The organism is Pantoea sp. ME81, assembly GCF_903970985.1.
Classification (GTDB): domain Bacteria; phylum Pseudomonadota; class Gammaproteobacteria; order Enterobacterales; family Enterobacteriaceae; genus Pantoea; species Pantoea communis.
In genome coordinates this window covers 1-18,395 of record NZ_CAJCKS010000099.1, presented here as the reverse complement: position 1 = coordinate 18,395, position 18,395 = coordinate 1, and the positions used below count along the sequence as shown (strand labels likewise).

Sequence of the window (18,395 nt, the reverse complement as noted above, 5' to 3'; positions counted from 1 at the left end):
CCGAGCGATCTGTGCGCAGATTTTTACTTCCCCCCGGCTCTGCCCGATTAACTTGCCCATCTCACGACTGGCAATCTCAGCTAATTCGTCAACGCGCTGATCAATCAAATCGGCCAGTCGGTGCAGCACCTGCAGGCGTGGCTGCATATCGCCTTTACACCACGTAGAGTGGTAGAGTTCGTCAGCCGCGCTGAGTGCCTGCTGCATGAAGGTGTCATCGTGATTAGGCCAGGATTTCAGCAACTGATTATTGGCCGGGTTGATGCTTTGATAGGCTGACATAAAGGGCTCCTTGGCAGTAAAAATGACAAAGGCGGGACATGCCCGCCTGCGTGTTAAACGTTTTTACGCTCGACCGTCTTATCGTCCCACGTCAGAACGTCCTGGTCGGTCTTATCAAAGGCGCGGAGCAGCACATCGTCGCTACCTTGCTGACGCCAGATTTCTTCCGCGAGTCGTTCATCGTAATTTGCTACCTCAAATATGGCTTCAGCAATTTCAGGTGAGGTGTGGCGCAGCGTGGCCCATTCGCCCACGTGGTGAGCTTTCGACTGTTCTGTGGCCATAAAGGTCTCCTGTTGTGGATTTATCCTTGCAGTTTTACCGCCAGTCCGGCGACGTATTGGCCCTGATAGCGGGCAATTCCCAGTTCTTCTGCTGACGGTTGGCGTGACCCGTCACCGCCCGCAATGGTGGTGGCGCCATAAGGCGTGCCGCCGCGTACCTGAGAAATATCGAAAAGTTCTTTGGTGCCATAACCAATAGGCACGATAACCATGCCGTGATGGGCGAGGGTGGTCCACACAGAGGTGATGGTTTGTTCCTGACCGCCACCGGTGCCGGTAGAGGCGAATACACTGGCGAGTTTGCCGTACAGCGCGCCTGAGGCCCATAATCCGCCGGTGCGATCCCAGAAATTACGCATCTGACCGGCCATATTGCCAAAGCGGGTTGGCGTACCCACGATGATGGCGTCGTACTGGGTTAAATCTTCAGGTTTTGCTTCAGCCGCCGCCTGATTCACCTTGCCGCCCACCTGCGCAAATCTCTCCGCATCCATGCTTTCCGGTACACGAAGAATGGTGACTTCCGCACCGCTCACACTCTTTGCGCCTTCAGCCACGGCTTGCGCCATGGTTTCGATATGTCCATACATTGAGTAATAAAGCACCAAAACTTTTGCCATGGTTTTCTATCCTGCTGAGGGTGATGAGTATTCAGAAGTATAGAAGAGACTGCGTAAGGTGCCGGAAGGGAGGATAGATGGATACGTCTAGCGCTGCGCTTTTTACCGGGCTAACCGCTTGTAAGCTGGATGTTAATCTGGTTTATGATGGAAAAATAAGTGAATTATATGTTTCAAAGTATGAATATTAGCCGAATATCAGACTGGCCTGGCTATCCTTTTATCAGGTGGCGCGAATACTCCGCCGCCTTGCTTTTCACCACATTGGATGAAAAGGCCTAACCACAGATGCTCAATCCCTGGAGGAAATGATGGCACAACATCGTGGAGGATCAGGCAATTTCGCGGAAGATCGCGAGAGAGCCGCGGAAGCCGGTCGTAAAGGCGGAAAAAATAGCGGCGGTAATTTCAGGAACGACCCGCAACGCGCTTCCGAAGCAGGTGAAAAAGGGGGACGCAGTCGCAGCAAGAAGTAATGTGATTGTGTTTGATTCCCCCCTCCGCCGGGTTCGCCCGGCGGTAACAAAGATTGCTTTTCCCCTCCTGACCAGGCAAAAATGATCGCCAATCGATTATTTTGGTGCGTTATGTCTGCTTCAAACTCCCGTCTCAGCCTGCGTATTACGCGTCAGGAACTCGTTCTCATCTTCATTACCATGGTTTGGGGTGGCACCTTTTTGGTGGTACACCGGGCGATGGCACATTCCGGTCCCTTTTTCTTTGTGGGGCTGCGCTTTGCCACGGCATCATTATTGCTGGCCTTTTTCTTCCGCCGTTATCTGAGGCACATGACATGGCTCGAAGTGAAAGCCGGTGCGCTGATTGGCCTGTCGATTGCGGGTGGCTACGGCTTACAAACCTGGGGGATGCAAACCATCTCCAGCAGCCAGTCGGCGTTTTTGACCGCGCTGTATGTTCCGGTGGTACCGTTACTGCAATGGGTATTTCTGCGCCGTCCGCCAGGGTTAATGGCATGGATTGGCATTATGCTGGCGTTTACCGGTTTAGTGCTGGTGGCCGGGCCACAAGACGGTAGCCTGACGTTGAACGCGGGCGAGATAGCGACGTTACTCAGTACACTGGCGATCGCGGCTGAAATTATTCTGATCAGTCGCTTTGCAGGCCAGGTTGATGTGCGTCGCGTGACGCTGATCCAACTGATGGTCGCATCGGCTTGCGCTTTTGTCTTTATGATCCCTAATGGCGAATCGATCCCAACGATCTCAACGCCATTGCTGTTGAGTGCGCTGGGTCTGGGTGCGGCCAGTGCACTGATTCAGGTGACAATGAACTGGGCACAGCGCAGCGTGTCACCAACACGTGCCACAGTGATTTACGCGGGTGAACCGGTCTGGGCAGGGGTAGTAGGACGTATTGCAGGTGAACGTTTACCGGCCGCCGCCCTGTTGGGTGGTGCGCTGATCGTCTGTGGGGTCATTGTCAGCGAGTTACGACTTCGCCGCAAGAAAGCGGTGCCTGAGCAGGCACCGCTGGAGCCTTAAGGATGTTGTCGTGCCGCCTGGCTTGCCAGCGCGGCGCCACGACGTTTAAGAATGGCATTAAGAATAATGGCACCGAAGGTCGCGGTGCCAATTCCGCCAATGGTAAAACTGCCGATCTTTAAAGCAAAATCGCCAGCACCCAGCACTAACGTGGTGGCCACCATGATCAAATTGCCGTTCTGACTGAAATCAACGTTGTTTTGCACCCAGATCCGCGCACCTGCCACGGCAATTAAACCGAATACCACAATTGACGCGCCGCCAATCACCGGGCCGGGAATAGTATGAATCAAGGCACCAAACTTCGGTGAGAAACCGAGTATCAGCGCAATGACTGCGGCCGCGACAAACGCCAGTGTCGAATAGACTTTGGTCACCGCCATTACGCCGATATTCTCGGCGTACGTCGTTACACCGCTGCCACCCATTGATCCTGACAACATGGTGGCAAGGCCATCACCGACAAACGCGCGTCCCATCCAGGGATCCAGATTGCGTCCCGTCATACCGGCGACGGCTTTAATATGCCCAAGATTTTCAGCCACCAGTATGATGGCGACAGGGGCAATCATCACTATCGCCTGCATATCAAACACCGGCGCGGTGGTGTGCGGTAACCCAAACCAGGGCGCACTGGCGACACCGCTAAAATCGACTGGCTTACCGAGGCCAAATACATTGGTGAGCAAGGCGTAGATCGCCCAGGCGACAATCAGGCCAACCAGAATCAGTAAGCGCTGAACTAACCCGCGTGTGAAGACTGCAACCACGCCAATGCATAACACCGTCATCACCGCCATCCAGCTGTCAAACATCGATGCAGATACACCGTGCACGGCGATCGGAGCCAGATTCAGGCCAATCGCCATCACCACCGCACCGGTGACGACGGGTGGCATCAGGCGTTCAATCCAGCCCGTGCCGACTTTCATTACGATCAAGCCAATCAGTGTATAGAGTGCGCCACACGCGATGACTCCGCCCAACGCGAGGGCCAGATTGGGGTTCAGTCCCTGGCCGTTGAATCCGGTCACCGCGATAATCACCCCGACAAAGGCGGCACTGGATCCGAGATAACTCGGCACGCGTCCGCCAGTGACCACAAAGAACAGCAGCGTGCCGATACCGGAAACCAGAATCGCCAGGTTGGGGTCGAGTCCCATCAACAACGGCATTAGCACCGTCGCGCCAAACATTGCTACAGCATGCTGCAGGCCCATGACAAACGTCTGCCCGAACGGCAGGGTTTCATCCGGTGCAATCAGCCCATCTTCGGTCATGGCTGACTTTTTCTGCCAGCGGGGGAACCAGGAATTCGCCATCGTTTTCTCCAGGATATCGGTGGAACCGGACCGCGCAGAGCGGCGTTAGCGGGCGTCCTGCCGTAAAAGGTGATGATATCCACGGTCAAACCACGCCAGGCCATGGGAATCATCGTTACGTACCAGCGCAAGTGCTTCACACATCAAAACGTCGTGTGTGCCAACACTGACCACCTGGGTGATTTTGCAATCGAACGACACGGTGGCACCCTCCAGCAGCGGTGAACCGCTGGCCAGCGTGTGCCAGTTAGCCGCAGCAAAACGCTGATCCATCGGCGTTTTACCGCCAAACAGTGTCGAGAGATCTTCATGACCGGCCGCCAGGGTGTTGACGCACAGATAGCCATTGTCCCGAAAGGTCGGCCAGACTGAGGCCGAACGATTCAGACACACCAGCAAAGTGGGCGGCGTATCCGTCACGCTGCAGACGGCTGAGGCAGTGAATCCGGCGCGACCAGCCGGACCGTCGGTGGTGATGATATTGACCGCCGCGCCCAGTCGTGCCATGGCATGGCGGAAAGTATCGCGATCTACATTCGGCAGCAGCGGCAGTTCATGCACACTCATGGTTTCACTCCTCTGTTCAACTGGCGGCGCGCTGTGCAGGTGCAGCCGTTTCGGCCAGCCACCCCAGCAGCAGAGCGTTAAACTTATCGGCATCGGTCACGCTCATCGCATGCCCGCCCCACGGCATATCAATCAGACTGCCATTCGGCAGCGCCTGGGCCAGTTGTGGAGAGCAGCTCCACGGCACCAGCAGATCGTCCTGGCTACAAATGGCTAACACCGGTTGCTGAATCCGCGCCGCATGCGGACGGAAATCACAGTTCATTAATGCATGTAATCGACGCAGCAGATTCTCCATACCCTGAAAATGAGCCACGTGATGAGCATCTTCAGCCGTGATGCGCGCTTGATGGCGCGCCAGCCATTCAGCCGGATAGAGGAACAGTGGCTGCGCGCGCACGAAGGCTTCAACGCCCACGTTGAGCAGGAGATCCTGCCGCACCTGGAAGCAGCGTTGCGTATGAGGATCCAACGAGAGCCAGCCATTAATCACCACGACGCGGCCGACACGATCGGGATAATCCAGCGCCAGCTGCAGGCCAATCAGGCCACCCAGCGCGTGGCCAATAATGTCGTAATGGTGAATGTCATGTTGCGCCAGTAACTCAGCCAGTTCGGCGGCCATCATCGCCATGCTGTAGCCTTCAGGCAGCGTATCGGCACTGCGACCGGTACCGCGCTGATCGTAAGTCACCACGCGATAATGGGGAGCGAGCGCCGCAAGCTGGGGTTGCCAAAAGCCCGCCACGCCACCCAGGCCGGACGACAGCACCAGTGTTGGCGCGTCGGCAGCGGTTAAACCATGAATCTCAAGGTGCATTACGCCTCCTGCGGCCCGATGTGCGCGACGCTGGCAATTTCAATCAGCGCATCTGGTTTAACCAATCCACACTGAATGCAAAAGCGCGCGGGTTTGTCGCCGGGGAAATACTCGGCGTAGACCTGGTTAATCGCGGCGTAATGGCTCCAGTCGGTGAGGAAAATAGAGTTGAAAGTGACGTCACTCATGCTGCCACCGGCGGTCTCGATCACCTTTTTGATGGTTTCCAGTACGTGTCGGGTTTGTGCCGCGGCATCGCCGACGTGGACGACATTGTTACTGGCATCGAACGGTAGCGTGCCTGACACGTACACCACGCCATCGGCCAGGGTTCCTGGCACAAAGGGCGCAATCGGGGTGCCGCTGCCGGCAGGAATAATCACACTTTTAGGCATCGTCGCAGTTCCTTATCGTTATGGTTTTGCAGGTGAGATGGACCCTAAGCTTTCAGAGCTTCACAAAAAGTGTCCGTGTCGCTAACCCAGCCAAAGAAGGTTTCGATGTTGAAAATCGCCGCTTGTTGGGCAAATGCCGGTCCGGCCTGATAAGTGGCGTCTTCCAGCACCACGCCAAAATATTCGAGGAAGAAGCCATCGCGCAGTGTCGACTCAACGCACACGTTGGTGGCAATGCCGGTGAACACCAGGTGGCGGATACCGCGGCTGCGCAGCATGCTATCGAGTGGCGTATTGAAGAAGCCACTGTAGCGCGGTTTGGGCAGCACGATGTCTCCTGCCTGCGGCACCAGTTCATCCACCAGCGCATAATCCCAGCCGCCTTTCGACAGCAGCGTGCCCTGTAACTCCGGGCGCTTACGCATGGTTTTCAGTGCATTCGATTTATGGAAGTTAGGCGAGCCGGCATCACCCGCTTCAACGTACTGGTCATCCCAGCCGTTCTGGAACCAGATAATCTGCATGCCAGCGGCGCGCGCCGCGGTTACCGCCTGATGAATTTTGGCGATCACTGGTTTTGTGGCGGAGACATCAAAGCCAGCAAGATCCAGATAACCCCCTTCGGTGGCATAGGCATTCTGCATATCGACGACGATCAAGGCGCTTTGCGTCGGCGGCAGTGCAATCGCTTCTGGTCGGGCGGGCAGGGTGATATTGGGCAAACTCGACGTATGGGCGCAAGTCACGATACTCATCAGGCAACCTCCTTCTGCGAAGTGATAACGTTTTGACGACACTGCATTAATGGCTGGATACGCTCACCGAAATCTTCAATGCCTTGCAGGAAGTCATCGAAGGTCAGAAGTACGCCCTGTGTGCCGTCAACCTCAGCGACTTCATCCAACATTCGTGCCACATTGGCGTATGAACCCACTAAGGTGCCCATATTGATGTTCACGGCTGAGGTGGGATCGGCCATCTGACGCACGTTGGTGTCGCTGCCGGACTTGGTATCCTGCTGACTTTGTGTGGTGAGCCAGGCAAGCGCTTCTTCATCAGCACCCGCTTTGTAATGCTCCCATTTGGCGCGTGCGGCTTCGTCGCTTTCGGCAGCAATGATCATAAACAGCACATAGGAACCGACATCCCGTCCGGCTTTATCTGCTGCGACTTTCATGCGGCTGGCGGTCGGGGCGAAGGCGGTAGGCGTGTTGACCCCTTTACCGAAACAGAAGTTGTAATCGGCATGCTGCGCGGAGAATGCCATGCCGGCATCGCTCTGACCGGCGCAGATCACCTTCATCGGTTTCTGCGGTTGCGGGCTCACGCGGCAGTCGTTCATGGTGAAAAATTCACCCTTGAAGTCACTCTGACCGGTGCCCCATAAATCGCGCAGCACGGTGACGTACTCGGTGAGGTATTGGTAACGGCTGGAGAAGTATTCATCACCCGGCCACAATCCCATCTGTTCGTATTCCGGTTTCTGCCAGCCGGTGACCAGATTGACGCCGAAACGGCCATTGGAAATCGAATCGATGGTGGCGGCCATGCGCGCCACAATTGCTGGGGGCAGCGTCAGAGTGGCTGCCGTGGCATAGATTTCAATCCTTGAGGTCACCGCCGCGAGCCCCGCCATCAATGTGAAGGATTCGAGATTGTGATCCCAGAATTCGGTTTTACCCCCGAAGCCGCGCAGTTTGATCATCGAGAGCGCAAAGTCGAAGTGATAATGCTCGGCCTTCAGCACAATCTCTTTATTCAGTTCAAAAGTCGGTTTGTACTGCGGCGCATGGGTGGAGATGAGCCAGCCATTGTTGCCAATCGGGATAAATACGCCAATTTTCATGTGAAACCTCTCTGCATTGAACGGGCATTGCTTTACGCGCTGCACTGCTTCCTGCACGCGGCGCTCAGTCACAAAATTGCAAAGCCTGTGCCACATTTTTAAATGCCTTACACAACAATGTGTTAAAAACTACTGAAGGATGAAAGTGGAGTGGTTGGTCTAAATCAGACCGTTTGGTCAAAACTTTTTGCACGTTTTTCATGCGCACGGTGGTCAAAAAAGGTGCAGGGAGAGCGATTAGGCAGGAAAGAGGGGCTTTGTTATGATGCGAACAGGCAGGATTGAAGAGGTAACAGTGTGAAAAGCGATGAAAAACAACCGGGCCGACGTTCACGTGCCGTTGCCGCAAAACGGGCTGCGATACTGGAAGCGGCGTTAAGCTTCTTCTCGCAGTTCGGTATTCACGGTACCAGCCTCGATAAAGTGGCAGAGCGTGCCGACGTCTCCAAGACCAATTTGCTTTACTACTATCCCTCAAAAGAGGTGCTGTATATCGCGGTTCTGAAGGAGATCCTTGATGTCTGGCTGGCTCCACTGCGCGCACTACGCCACGATCAGGACCCACTGACCGCCATTCGGAAATATATCCGTCTTAAGCTGGAGGTGTCGCGCGATCACCCGCAGGCCTCGCGCTTGTTCTGTCTGGAAATGCTCCAGGGTGCGCCGTTACTCAAAGGTGAACTGGCCGGGGATTTAAAAGCGCTGGTGGATGAGAAGGCGGCGATCATCGAGCAGTGGATTGCGGAAGGGCGGTTAGCCGGGGTGCAGCCGCAGCATCTGTTTTTCCTGCTGTGGGCCACCACGCAACATTACGCGGATTTTGCGTCACAGGTTGAGGCGATCACCGGCCAGACCCTGAGTGACCCGGAATTTTTCGAGCAAACGCTGGAGAATGTACAGCGCATGATTATTGAAGGGATCCGCGTGCGTTGATCCCGCTTTAGCCAGGAGAGTGCATGGATTCGCTATCACAACTGACGTTGGGCGCGGCGGTCACCGTCGCGGTGATGGGCAAGCGCGTGCCGCTATGGCAATCGGCGCTGGTGGGTGCGATTGCCGGCACCTTGCCCGATCTGGATGTATTTATCGATCATGGCGATGCGATTCGCAATATGACGCTGCATCGAACTGAGAGTCATGCGCTGATATGGCTCACGCTAGTTGCGCCTCTGCTGGCCTGGCTGATCGCAGGTGCAACACGCAGTCGCTCCCACTGGCGCGGCTGGTGTCTGGCAATTTGGCTGGCCCTGATCACGCATCCGTTGCTTGATCTGACAACGGTGTACGGCACGCAGCTGGGGTTGCCGTTTACCGATTTCCCCTACGCGATTGGCAGCATGTACATCATCGATCCCTTGTATACCTTGCCGTTGCTGATCGCGCTGGGGGTGGCGCTATGGCGGCGTGATGGAGTCGGACTGCGCTGGAATCAGGCGGGTTTGCTGATCAGTACGCTGTATCTTGGCTGGAGCATGGTGGTGCAGGGCGTGGCGACGCAGCATATCGATCGTGATTTAACTGATCAATCCATCAAGCCGCAGCAGGTGCTGGTGACGCCAACGGCATTTAATACCCTGGTGTGGCGAACCGTGATTATGACCCCCGATCGTTACGGTGAGGCCTATTGGTCACTGTTGTCACCCGATCGAGCACTGGAAATTCATTGGCATCCGCGCCACCCGCAATTGTTCGATGCGTTTAAAGGCGACTGGTATGCCGAGCGAGTGGCGTGGTTCAGCCATGGTTTTTACGCCATGCGCCAGCAGGGTGAAGAGACCTTGATTTCGGATTTAAGGATGGGGGAAGCGCCCAATTACACCTTCACCTTCAATCTGGGATCGGCACATGTTCCCGAACCGGCACCAGAAAGGGAGCCTTCTGTGCGACCTTCACTGGCGCAGGCATGGCATAAATTACGCGAAAGGTTATAAAAAAAAGCCCCGAGCATTCGGGGCTTTTTGTCGGCAGGGCTATCAGGCTTTACGACGACGTAACAACCAGCCCATGGTGAGAATGACGAACCACAGCGGCGTGACCATTAACGCCTGACGAGTATCATCCTGCAAGGTCAGCAGGACAATCACAAAGGCGAAGAACGCCATGCACACCCAGCACATCAGTTTGCCCAGCGGCATCTTGAACTTCGACTCAGCGTGACGTTGCGGATGCTGTTTGCGGTAAGCCAGGTAGCTGCACAGGATGATGGTCCAGACGAACATAAACAGAATCGCCGATACCGTGGTGACCATGGTGAATACCGTCATCACATCGGGGATCAGGTAAATCAGCGCAACGCCGCACAGCAGGCAGAAGCAGGAGAAAAACAGCCCGGTGGTGGGAACCGCGCGTGCCGACAGGCGGCCAAATGCTTTGTGTGCCACGCCTTGTTCTGCCAAACCGTACAACATACGGCTGGTGGAGAAAATGCCACTGTTGGCGGATGATGCAGCAGAAGTCAGCACCACGAAGTTAACGATGCTGGCGGCGGCGGGTAATCCGATCAGCACAAACATCTCAACGAAGGGGCTGCGGTCCGGCATGACCTGATTCCACGGCGTCACCGCCATGATCACCAGTAGTGCCAGAACGTAAAACATAATGATACGCACCGGAATAGCGTTAATCGCACGTGGCAGCACCTTGTGCGGATCTTTGGTTTCCGCTGCGGCCGTGCCGACTAACTCAATGCCGACGAAGGCAAACACCGCAATCTGGAAGCCAGCAAAGAAGCCGCTCAATCCTTTCGGGAACATACCACCGTGATCCCAGATATTGCTCAGGGCTGCCGCGCTGCCGCTGGGCGAAGGATAATGCATGCTCACCAGCACGATGCCAGTCACGATCAGGGCAACAATCGCCACGATTTTAATAATCGCGAACCAGAACTCCATCTCACCAAACAATTTCACCGTCGCGATATTGAGTGCCAGGAACACAAATATACACAGCAGTGCACTCATCCAGATGGAGAAGTCGGGGAACCAGAGTTGGAAATAGGCACTAATGGCCACCACATCGGCAATGCCCGTCACCACCCAACAGAACCAGTAAGTCCAGCCGGTAAAATAGCCCGCCCACGGGCCGAGTAAATCGGCGGCAAAATCGCTGAAGGATTTATATTCGAGATTAGAGAGCAGCAATTCGCCCATTGCGCGCATCACGAAGAACAGCATAAAGCCGATGATCATATAAACGAAAATGATCGAGGGGCCGGCCAGGCTGATAGTTTTACCTGAGCCCATAAACAACCCGGTGCCGATCGCGCCACCGATGGCAATCAGTTGGATATGGCGGTTATGCAGATTACGCTGGAGCTTATCCGGCTGCTCGGCCTCGATAAGCGCCTCTTTGGATTGATCAACCATAAATATATCTTTCCTGTTTTGATGTTGTGTCAGCTCTACTGGCTGTTAGATAACGTGCCGTTTGATAGGGCAAGTGGCATAAGATAGTGGAAAGGTTGCAACTCTCGGTAATTGTTTTTTTACAATTGTGACCTTTTGCGGGGTTTACTCTGTCAGTAAATATTTACATGGCATAATCCACGGTGAATTTGCGTAAATCTTCAGCAATTAAGCCTTTTCTGCGTTATCTCTCCATTTTGCCACCTACACTTACGTCTTCTTTTTATGAGTAAACGTGAGGTGTGATGCGCGCATTATTAGCGATTGCTCTGTTGGCATTATGTGGCTGGTGGAGTTTGCCGTGGCTGAAAACGCATTTGCCGCCGCAGTGGAATCCATTTACACCGCTGTCGGTGACTGACCCTCCAGGATGGATGATGCGCTACAAATTGCAGCGCCTGAGTCACGATCCTGCGGCCTGTATGGCGGTGATGCATCGAGCCAGTCAGCAGGGATGGGTAGAATTTCGCGCCGTGCCAGCACTGCAAGGTGATTGCCCTATTGAACAACCTTTGCGCGTGAGTGGTTTTGGTGAAGTGACATTGAGCAGCAGTTTTCTTGCCAGTTGCCCGATGGCGGTGAGCAGCACAATGTTTGTCGTCAACAGCACTCACGCCCTTCAGCAGGCAGGTATCAACAGCCCGATTCGGCGAATCACCCACGTCGGCAGTTACGCCTGTCGAAATATCTATCATCGCCAGCAGGGGCGTTTAAGCGAGCATGCAACAGCAGATGCATGGGATGTGACTGGGTTTCAGCGTGCAGATGGACGCTGGCTGCAGGTGGCAAAAAACTGGCATCAACCTGAGGATGCGGCTGCAGGGCTTCGCGCTTTATGGCACAACGGCTGTGCGACCTTTGGTAATGCGTTAGGACCGGATTACAACGCCGCGCATGCCGGACATTTTCACCTGGGCATACGCGGCGCCGGATACTGTCGTTAGTCAGACGGCGGGATTAAGCCCTCGTTTTATCAGGAAATGATTAGCGGGCCAGGAGAATAGAAAACCGATGATCATGGCCAGTTGTAACATAAACCAGAAAGCCACCAGCAATGGATTGATTTGTTGGTTGAGAACAAATTTTAGTGCCAGTGCCATAAAGATAAAAATACCTAATTGATAAATCAGCAGGGGAAACGTTTCGGTTTTAAATGCTAATAATAACGCCCGGCCAAATGAACGTTTTTCACGTTGGCGGATAGCCAGGAACTGGAAAAATAAACCCACCACCAGAGAAACTATCAAGCAAATAATTGCCTGCATCCAGAGCGTTGGCATAATGGCGAACTGATTTAGCAAGGTGATTATTGGTAGGGTCATTATGTCGCCAAATATACAGGCCGCGGCAGATAATGAGGTGGAAATAAATATTGTTTGCCAGCTGGCATTACTCTGAATTTTTTGTGGAACCAGCAGCGCAAGTTTTACCTGACGTGAAGGTTTACGGCCCAGATACCACCAGGCTAACCATCCGATGAACGGCATATAGAGGCCGGTCAGCGGCCAGATGATATTCATGATGGCCACCGGATGCGGGTGACGGAAAAGATCTTTTAAGATCATCAGCGCTGTACAACCGCCCAGTACAAGGAAAGGTAATGCCAGTTGGTTCATCATAGTCAGCCCCGTTATGATGCTCGAATACGCATGACAATGCGCCAGTATGGGTGAGGGCGCAACGTCTTCCCCTGAAAAGTCCACAGCGTCATCCCCCGCACATCCTCTAAGCGTAGCTGGAAAAGAGGGTGACGGAAATCACGTTATACCGCTCACCACAGAAATCACTGGGATTAAGAATGAACCGAATAGCCGTCGTCCCACAAATACCGCTATTACCCTCTGTAACCGCTTTCAAAGTGAGTGATTTTAGTTAATGACGATGCTAAAAATTTATCAATCTAATGATGATTTTCGATGAATAGGGTGATTGAAACTCCTTCGGAAAAATCCTATTCTAATCAGGAAAGAGGATTAAAGTTGTGAAGCTGTTGGCAAAATGTATCTGCTTTCAGTTCCCCATAATGGTAACGCATTGACAACAGGATGGTTATGATTGTTACCCCGCGGGCTGCTCTCATTTCAATCAATATTTTTTCTCTAGTTAATTTATTTTTTGTGTTTATCAGAACGAATAACAAGTTAAAGCGTGAAACAACGCTGAGGCAATAATGACGACCGATAATTATTTCGTCTGGCGTGGCGAAACTGAAAATGAATTTCAGGCGCTGACGGAAGTGATTCAAGTAAAAACGCTATTACAAAAACACATTGAAGCGATGGGTTTCGATTCATTCGCTTTCCTGGTTCAACATCCCGTGCCTTTTACCCGGCCGCGCGTGTTTTTGTTCAGTACTTACCCGGAAAGCTGGGTTAAGCGCTATGAAAGCGAAAATTATTATGCTGTCGATCCGGTGCTGTTGCTTTGTCAGCGGCCGGGACGAGGCATGGAATGGACGCGGGATTTATTTACCGGTGCCGGTAATTTATGGGCTGAAGCGAATGCGGCAGGGCTCAACAGCGGCTTTTCTTGTTCGGCAATGGCGCCAAATCGTGCCATTGGTATATTATCTATAGCATCATCGCTTCACAGTCAGACTCAACACTTACGCGTTCAGCTAGAGGTGAAACTGCACCTTCTGGCGGAACTGAGTTTGCGCGTGCTGGAGCGGCTAAATGATAGTTCAATGGCGATTTTATCTAACGATTTTAGTCAACGCGAACTGGAAATTTTGAAATGGACGGCGGAAGGAAAAACTTCTGCGGAAATTTCACTGATTTTAGCGATTTCAGAACATACGGTGAATTTTCACCAAAAGAATATGCAAAAGCGTTTTAATGTTTCCAATAAAACGCAGATTGCGTGTTATGCGGCGGCAATTGGCCTGATATAGCAAAAAGGCAACTACTAATTTTAGTAGTTCCCACTCTTTAGTCAGTTGTCTACCCTGCGCCGGAACTTTGCCAGGCTGGCGCAAAGAAATCATTGCAAACATGGGGATGTCAGGGGCGCATGATGAAAGTAATTCAAACACAGCTTAAGGATATGCCGTCCTCTCTGTTGGCAGAATTAGGAACGTATCGCTATAGCGTATTTGCGCGGGGTGAAGGTTGGTCTATCCCGCCGCGCTTAAGTACGCCCGGACAGGAGTATGATCGCTTTGATCGCTCCGATGTCACCTGGATGATCGCCTGGAATGCGCGCCAGGGGATCTGCGGCTGTGCACGTTTGTTGCCCTGGCATGAACCAGAAGTGCCAGAAGGCATGGTGCTGCCGTTCGATCAGGAAAAAGTCTGGGAAATGTCACGCTTTTCGGCACGCCTTGAGGTGGATGCAGAACTGCCACTGACGATTTTGTGGCATGCGGTGCAGTTGGCGGAACTCAGTGGTATGGAGTACCTGATCAGCTCAGCAACGCCGATGCTGGAAAAAATGTTTGAGCAGCACCACGTCGTGTACGAACCTTTATCACCCGGGTTGATTCAATCTGAGGATAATCTGTTTGCCATTCGTATTCCGGTTCATCAGCCGGCACTGGCGGACAAGTATCGTGGCACACGCCGGTTTAGTCCGGAAGAGGTGCTGCCGTCACTGGGTGTTTCAGTGAACTGGCAGTCACACAGTTGACCACCCCGCGCATCGCGCGGGGCTTCACCGCTTACTGACGGTAGGCGGTTTTAATCTGACGAATGGTGTTGCTAAACACTTCCGCCTGCGGCTTATCCGCTAACGCGCTTTGCACATAGCGCTCCATGTTAATGATCACCTTACCGGCATCCGCCTGGCCCATCCCTTTCAGAATCAGCGTCACCATCATTTTCAGGCAAGCGACTTCATCGGCCAATGCCTGGGTATCCCGCGATGTTGAAAAGTCTTCATCACTCATCTTTGACTCCTTGGTGGTGTTACTGAATGTAGACACAATATCTGTGTGTAAAAAACAGAGTATATCATATGGTTGAATGAGGAATTTATCCCAGGCGAAGCGGTGGAGATTAAACCAACATTAAATGGATGTTTGCGTTATTAACAGGCAGGAAAAATCAGGCGTTGAAGTTATTTTTATTAAGCAAAGCCCAGCGGTCAATGAAAGGAGCATAAATTATAACATAATGATATTAGTCACAATTTCACATTTTAATTCTTGCATGCTAAGCGTTTCACTCAAAAGATATCTGGGATTGAGCTCAATTTGATGTGTATCATTTCATTTGAGATTTATCTGCGTAGCCAGATGTTTTTTCCCCGGCAAACCCGGTAAGATGGCCCTCCTGAAATATATTTTTCCCCTCACTAACCTGCGGAGTACGTCCCGTTGATCAGTCTGCTTCTTGTTGATGACCATGAACTGGTACGCGCCGGTATTCGCCGCATACTGGAAGATATGAAGGGATTGGTAATTGCCGGGGAAGTGGCTTGTGGTGAAGACGCGGTGAAATGGTGCCGCAGCAATCCGGTCGACGTGGTGCTGATGGACATGAATATGCCGGGCATCGGCGGTCTGGAAGCCACGCGAAAAATTGTGCGCTTCAATCCTGACATCCGCATTATTATGCTGACCATCCATACCGAAAATCCGCTGCCGGCAAAAGTGATGCAAGCCGGTGCGGCGGGTTATCTGAGCAAAGGTGCGGCCCCGCAGGAAGTGGTGAGTGCGATTCGTTCGGTGCACTCAGGCCAGCGCTATATCGCATCAGATATTGCGCAGCAAATGGCGCTTAGCCAAATCGAGCCGCAAAAAGCCGAATCGCCCTTTAGCTGTTTGTCGGAAAGGGAATTGCAGATTATGCTGATGATCACCCGAGGGCAAAAGGTGACGGAAATTTCCGAGCAGCTTAATCTCAGCCCGAAAACCGTTAACAGTTACCGTTATCGCATGTTCAGTAAGTTGAACATCAGTGGCGACGTAGAGTTAACGCATCTGGCCATTCGACATGGTCTCTATAATGCGGAGCCGTTAATCAGTAGTGAGTGACGTTTTCAATTCCAAAGCCTTTCTAAGCACCGTGACCAGTCAGCCCGGCGTCTACCGCATGTATGACGCGACAGGCACGGTGATCTATGTCGGTAAAGCGAAAGACCTCAAAAAGCGCCTGACCAGTTATTTCCGCACTCAGGTGGGCAGCCGAAAAACCGAAGTCCTGGTCAGTAACATCCAAAACATCGACGTGACGGTGACGCATACCGAAACCGAAGCGTTGCTGCTTGAACACAATTACATCAAGCTCTATCAGCCTCGCTATAATGTGCTGCTGCGTGATGATAAATCCTACCCCTATATATTTCTGAGTGCAGACGCGCATCCGCGACTGGCGATGCATCGTGGTGCCAAACACGCGAAAGGGGAATACTTTGGGCCTTTCCCTAATGGCTATGCGGTGCGTGAAACCCTGGCGCTGTTGCAGAAAGTGTTCCCGATTCGACAGTGTGAAAACAGTGTTTATCGCAACCGTTCTCGCCCCTGTTTGCAATATCAGATTGGCCGTTGCCTTGGGCCGTGCGTAGCGGGTTTGGTCAGCGAAGATGAGTATGCGCAGCAAACCGATTACGTGCGGCTGTTTCTCGCCGGCAAAGATGATCAAGTAATCAACCAACTGGTCAAACGCATGGAAGAGGCCAGCTATGGATTGCGCTTCGAAGAAGCGGCGCGTCTGCGCGATCAGATTCAGGCGGTACGACGCGTCACTGAGAAGCAGTTTGTCTCCAATCAGGGGGATGACCTTGACGTGATGGGGGTGGCATTCGACGCCGGTATGGCTTGTCTGCACGTACTGTTTATTCGGCAGGGCAAAGTGCTGGGTAGCCGCAGTTACTTCCCGAAAGTGCCTGCCGATACTGAGCTCACCGAAGTGGTGCAAACCTTTGTCGGCCAGTTTTATCTGCAGGGCAGCGAAGCACGCACTTTGCCAGCTGATATTCTGCTGGACTTCAGTCTGCCCGAGCGTGAGTTGCTGGCCGATTCCTTGAGTGAATTGGCCGGCCGCAAGGTCAATATTCAAAGCAAACCGCGCGGCGATCGGGCTCGCTACCTTAAACTGGCGCGCACCAATGCGGCCACCGCTTTGACCACTAAACTGTCTCAGCACTCCACTATTCAGCAGCGACTAGCGGCGCTGGCCGTCTTTCTCGAACTCGACAGCATCAAGCGCATGGAGTGTTTCGACATCAGTCACACCATGGGTGAGCAGACGATAGCTTCGTGTGTGGTCTTTAACCGCGATGGACCGCTGCGTTCGGATTACCGCCGCTATAACATTGAAGGCATCACGCCCGGCGACGATTACGCCGCGATGAACCAGGTATTACGCCGTCGTTATGGTAAAGCGCTGGAGGAAGACAAAATCCCTGATGTGATTATCATCGATGGCGGTAAAGGCCAGCTGGCACAGGCGAAACAGGTGTTCGCAGAGCTGGATGTGCCCTGGGATAAAGATCATCCCATTCTGCTGGGCGTGGCAAAAGGCACTGACCGTAAAGCGGGCCTGGAAACGCTGTTTTTTGAGGCGGAAGGCGAGGGCGTTTCGCTGCCGCCAGACTCGCCTGCACTGCATGTGATTCAACATATTCGTGATGACTCTCACAATCATGCAATTTCGGGGCATCGGAAAAAACGCGCCAAAGTGAAGAACACCAGCGCGCTGGAAAGCATTGAAGGGGTAGGGCCAAAACGGCGTCAACAGCTGCTTAAGTACATGGGGGGCCTGCAACCCCTGATGAATGCCAGCGTGGATGAGATTGCTAAAGTGCCGGGGATTTCCTTCGCGCTGGCGGAAAAAATCTACTACTCGCTGAAACACTAGCATTGAAACAGGGGGGGCATTGTAGGAACATACGTTAAATTCTACTCACACCAGACAGTTACTGGCATATGCAATTTAACATTCCGACGTGTCTTACCCTGTTTCGAGTTGTACTGATTCCATTCTTTGTGCTGGCATTTTATCTGCCTTTTCAATGGGCACCTTTTGCCACTGCATTGATCTTTGTCGTTGCCGCCGTGACTGACTGGTTTGATGGTTTTCTTGCCCGCCGCTGGAAGCAAACTACGCGTTTTGGCGCTTTCCTGGATCCTGTGGCTGACAAAGTGATGGTGGCCATTGCGTTGGTACTGGTCGCCGAGTATTTCCACGCCTGGTGGATTACCTTACCGGCAGCGACCATGATTGCGCGCGAAATTATTATCTCAGCCTTACGTGAGTGGATGGCGGAGATTGGTAAGCGCAGCAGCGTGGCGGTTTCCTGGATTGGCAAAGTGAAAACCACGGCGCAGATGTTCTCACTGTTCGCCTTGCTGTGGCGTCCAGACGCAACCGTAGTGGGCGTGGGCGTGGTGGCACTGTATATCGCCGCGGT

Annotated in this window: 22 protein-coding genes; 10 read left to right on the top strand and 12 right to left on the bottom strand. The window is 53.1% G+C overall.

The annotated features are described in order from the left end of the window. The 3 genes from H7A81_RS17370 to wrbA form a co-directional block, all read right to left on the bottom strand. On the bottom strand, nucleotides 1-282 hold a 282-nt coding region (locus H7A81_RS17370), incomplete at its 3' end, for an aldehyde dehydrogenase family protein (protein ID WP_182058194.1). A gap of 53 nt (nucleotides 283-335) precedes the next feature. Next, nucleotides 336-566, bottom strand: coding sequence for a YccJ family protein (locus H7A81_RS17365; RefSeq protein ID WP_038647733.1), 231 nt, complete (start codon nucleotides 564-566; stop codon nucleotides 336-338). Between the two features lie 20 nt (nucleotides 567-586). Then, nucleotides 587-1,186, bottom strand: coding sequence for an NAD(P)H:quinone oxidoreductase (gene wrbA, locus H7A81_RS17360; protein ID WP_034820354.1), 600 nt, complete (start codon nucleotides 1,184-1,186; stop codon nucleotides 587-589). A gap of 311 nt (nucleotides 1,187-1,497) precedes the next feature. Here wrbA and H7A81_RS17355 point away from each other — a divergent pair, with 311 nt between their 5' ends. Both H7A81_RS17355 and H7A81_RS17350 read left to right on the top strand, forming a co-directional pair. Continuing rightward, nucleotides 1,498-1,662, top strand: a complete 165-nt coding sequence (locus H7A81_RS17355) for a general stress protein (protein ID WP_071845623.1) — start codon at nucleotides 1,498-1,500, stop codon at nucleotides 1,660-1,662. A 111-nt stretch (nucleotides 1,663-1,773) separates the two neighbouring features. Then, nucleotides 1,774-2,688, top strand: coding sequence for a DMT family transporter (locus H7A81_RS17350; protein WP_182058192.1), 915 nt, complete (start codon nucleotides 1,774-1,776; stop codon nucleotides 2,686-2,688). Here the strand turns inward: H7A81_RS17350 and rutG are convergent. Genes rutG through rutA form a run of 6 tightly spaced genes read right to left on the bottom strand, consistent with a single transcriptional unit; the run spans nucleotide 2,685 to nucleotide 7,638 of the window. Next, nucleotides 2,685-4,010 carry a pyrimidine utilization transport protein G gene (rutG, locus tag H7A81_RS17345; protein ID WP_182058190.1) on the bottom strand — a complete coding sequence of 442 codons (1,326 nt, stop codon included), beginning with the start codon at nucleotides 4,008-4,010 and terminating at the stop codon, nucleotides 2,685-2,687. The two genes, H7A81_RS17350 and rutG, sit on opposite strands and share 4 nt — an antisense overlap. 45 nt (nucleotides 4,011-4,055) lie before the next feature. After that, on the bottom strand, nucleotides 4,056-4,577 hold the full coding sequence (rutF, locus tag H7A81_RS17340) for an NADH-dependent FMN reductase RutF (RefSeq protein ID WP_182058188.1): 522 nt from the start codon (nucleotides 4,575-4,577) through the stop codon (nucleotides 4,056-4,058). 16 nt (nucleotides 4,578-4,593) lie between these two features. Beyond that, on the bottom strand, nucleotides 4,594-5,397 hold the full coding sequence (gene rutD / locus H7A81_RS17335; protein ID WP_182058186.1) for a pyrimidine utilization protein D: 804 nt from the start codon (nucleotides 5,395-5,397) through the stop codon (nucleotides 4,594-4,596). Next, nucleotides 5,397-5,792, bottom strand: coding sequence for a pyrimidine utilization protein C (gene rutC, locus H7A81_RS17330; protein ID WP_058959636.1), 396 nt, complete (start codon nucleotides 5,790-5,792; stop codon nucleotides 5,397-5,399). The genes rutD and rutC overlap by 1 nt, the downstream gene beginning before the upstream one ends. Nucleotides 5,793-5,836: 44 nt before the next feature. Further along, a complete protein-coding gene (rutB, locus tag H7A81_RS17325; protein ID WP_182058184.1) occupies nucleotides 5,837-6,547 on the bottom strand; it encodes a pyrimidine utilization protein B in 711 nt (236 codons plus the stop codon). After that, entirely contained in the window at nucleotides 6,547-7,638 is a 1,092-nt protein-coding gene (gene rutA, locus H7A81_RS17320; RefSeq protein WP_058959634.1) for a pyrimidine utilization protein A, read from the bottom strand. The genes rutB and rutA overlap by 1 nt, the downstream gene beginning before the upstream one ends. Nucleotides 7,639-7,935: 297 nt before the next feature. Here rutA and rutR point away from each other — a divergent pair, with 297 nt between their 5' ends. Next, nucleotides 7,936-8,571 carry an HTH-type transcriptional regulator RutR gene (gene rutR / locus H7A81_RS17315; protein WP_034820328.1) on the top strand — a complete coding sequence of 212 codons (636 nt, stop codon included), beginning with the start codon at nucleotides 7,936-7,938 and terminating at the stop codon, nucleotides 8,569-8,571. A gap of 23 nt (nucleotides 8,572-8,594) precedes the next feature. Further along, nucleotides 8,595-9,569: a metal-dependent hydrolase gene (locus H7A81_RS17310; RefSeq protein WP_166931933.1), complete on the top strand. Its 975-nt coding sequence runs from the start codon at nucleotides 8,595-8,597 to the stop codon at nucleotides 9,567-9,569. A 42-nt stretch (nucleotides 9,570-9,611) separates the two neighbouring features. Here H7A81_RS17310 and cycA read toward each other — a convergent pair whose 3' ends face one another. After that, on the bottom strand, nucleotides 9,612-11,003 hold the full coding sequence (gene cycA, locus H7A81_RS17305) for a D-serine/D-alanine/glycine transporter (RefSeq protein ID WP_058959632.1): 1,392 nt from the start codon (nucleotides 11,001-11,003) through the stop codon (nucleotides 9,612-9,614). Between the two features lie 284 nt (nucleotides 11,004-11,287). Between cycA and H7A81_RS17300 the strand changes: the two genes are divergently transcribed. Beyond that, nucleotides 11,288-11,986 (top strand): extensin family protein, encoded by a 699-nt coding sequence (locus H7A81_RS17300; RefSeq protein WP_182058182.1) that lies wholly within the window; start codon nucleotides 11,288-11,290, stop codon nucleotides 11,984-11,986. Here H7A81_RS17300 and H7A81_RS17295 read toward each other — a convergent pair whose 3' ends face one another. Beyond that, complete coding sequence (locus H7A81_RS17295) at nucleotides 11,987-12,661, bottom strand: DUF4396 domain-containing protein (RefSeq protein WP_034820313.1); 675 nt, start codon at nucleotides 12,659-12,661, stop codon at nucleotides 11,987-11,989. It lies immediately after the preceding gene. 551 nt (nucleotides 12,662-13,212) lie between these two features. On the opposite strand from H7A81_RS17295, the gene sdiA reads away from it, so the two are divergent. Continuing rightward, on the top strand, nucleotides 13,213-13,935 hold the full coding sequence (sdiA, locus tag H7A81_RS17290; RefSeq protein WP_182058180.1) for a transcriptional regulator SdiA: 723 nt from the start codon (nucleotides 13,213-13,215) through the stop codon (nucleotides 13,933-13,935). Between the two features lie 122 nt (nucleotides 13,936-14,057). Beyond that, nucleotides 14,058-14,669: an acyl-homoserine-lactone synthase gene (locus tag H7A81_RS17285; protein ID WP_034820307.1), complete on the top strand. Its 612-nt coding sequence runs from the start codon at nucleotides 14,058-14,060 to the stop codon at nucleotides 14,667-14,669. A 31-nt stretch (nucleotides 14,670-14,700) separates the two neighbouring features. Here the strand turns inward: H7A81_RS17285 and H7A81_RS17280 are convergent, their stop codons facing one another. Then, nucleotides 14,701-14,928 (bottom strand): DUF2594 family protein, encoded by a 228-nt coding sequence (locus tag H7A81_RS17280; RefSeq protein WP_034820303.1) that lies wholly within the window; start codon nucleotides 14,926-14,928, stop codon nucleotides 14,701-14,703. A 429-nt stretch (nucleotides 14,929-15,357) separates the two neighbouring features. On the opposite strand from H7A81_RS17280, the gene uvrY reads away from it, so the two are divergent. The 3 genes from uvrY to pgsA form a co-directional block, all read left to right on the top strand. Next, on the top strand, nucleotides 15,358-16,017 hold the full coding sequence (gene uvrY / locus H7A81_RS17275; RefSeq protein ID WP_034820300.1) for a UvrY/SirA/GacA family response regulator transcription factor: 660 nt from the start codon (nucleotides 15,358-15,360) through the stop codon (nucleotides 16,015-16,017). Then, complete coding sequence (gene uvrC / locus H7A81_RS17270) at nucleotides 16,010-17,842, top strand: excinuclease ABC subunit UvrC (RefSeq protein WP_182058179.1); 1,833 nt, start codon at nucleotides 16,010-16,012, stop codon at nucleotides 17,840-17,842. Before uvrY ends, uvrC begins: the two co-directional genes overlap by 8 nt. 68 nt (nucleotides 17,843-17,910) lie before the next feature. Further along, a partial coding sequence (pgsA, locus tag H7A81_RS17265; RefSeq protein ID WP_182058177.1) for a CDP-diacylglycerol--glycerol-3-phosphate 3-phosphatidyltransferase occupies nucleotides 17,911-18,395 on the top strand: 485 nt, incomplete at its 3' end.

Excerpts from the sequence above, each read along its gene's own strand:
- H7A81_RS17365 (WP_038647733.1), bottom strand. The coding sequence starts at position 566 with ATGGCCACAGAACAGTCGAAAGCTCACCACGTGGGCGAATGGGCCACG.
- wrbA (WP_034820354.1), bottom strand. The coding sequence starts at position 1,186 with ATGGCAAAAGTTTTGGTGCTTTATTACTCAATGTATGGACATATCGAA.
- H7A81_RS17355 (WP_071845623.1), top strand. The coding sequence starts at position 1,498 with ATGGCACAACATCGTGGAGGATCAGGCAATTTCGCGGAAGATCGCGAG.
- H7A81_RS17350 (WP_182058192.1), top strand. The coding sequence starts at position 1,774 with ATGTCTGCTTCAAACTCCCGTCTCAGCCTGCGTATTACGCGTCAGGAA.
- rutG (WP_182058190.1), bottom strand. The coding sequence starts at position 4,010 with ATGGCGAATTCCTGGTTCCCCCGCTGGCAGAAAAAGTCAGCCATGACC.
- rutF (WP_182058188.1), bottom strand. The coding sequence starts at position 4,577 with ATGAGTGTGCATGAACTGCCGCTGCTGCCGAATGTAGATCGCGATACT.
- rutD (WP_182058186.1), bottom strand. The coding sequence starts at position 5,397 with ATGCACCTTGAGATTCATGGTTTAACCGCTGCCGACGCGCCAACACTG.
- rutC (WP_058959636.1), bottom strand. The coding sequence starts at position 5,792 with ATGCCTAAAAGTGTGATTATTCCTGCCGGCAGCGGCACCCCGATTGCG.
- rutB (WP_182058184.1), bottom strand. The coding sequence starts at position 6,547 with ATGAGTATCGTGACTTGCGCCCATACGTCGAGTTTGCCCAATATCACC.
- rutA (WP_058959634.1), bottom strand. The coding sequence starts at position 7,638 with ATGAAAATTGGCGTATTTATCCCGATTGGCAACAATGGCTGGCTCATC.
- H7A81_RS17310 (WP_166931933.1), top strand. The coding sequence starts at position 8,595 with ATGGATTCGCTATCACAACTGACGTTGGGCGCGGCGGTCACCGTCGCG.
- cycA (WP_058959632.1), bottom strand. The coding sequence starts at position 11,003 with ATGGTTGATCAATCCAAAGAGGCGCTTATCGAGGCCGAGCAGCCGGAT.
- H7A81_RS17300 (WP_182058182.1), top strand. The coding sequence starts at position 11,288 with ATGCGCGCATTATTAGCGATTGCTCTGTTGGCATTATGTGGCTGGTGG.
- H7A81_RS17295 (WP_034820313.1), bottom strand. The coding sequence starts at position 12,661 with ATGATGAACCAACTGGCATTACCTTTCCTTGTACTGGGCGGTTGTACA.
- sdiA (WP_182058180.1), top strand. The coding sequence starts at position 13,213 with ATGACGACCGATAATTATTTCGTCTGGCGTGGCGAAACTGAAAATGAA.
- H7A81_RS17285 (WP_034820307.1), top strand. The coding sequence starts at position 14,058 with ATGAAAGTAATTCAAACACAGCTTAAGGATATGCCGTCCTCTCTGTTG.
- H7A81_RS17280 (WP_034820303.1), bottom strand. The coding sequence starts at position 14,928 with ATGAGTGATGAAGACTTTTCAACATCGCGGGATACCCAGGCATTGGCC.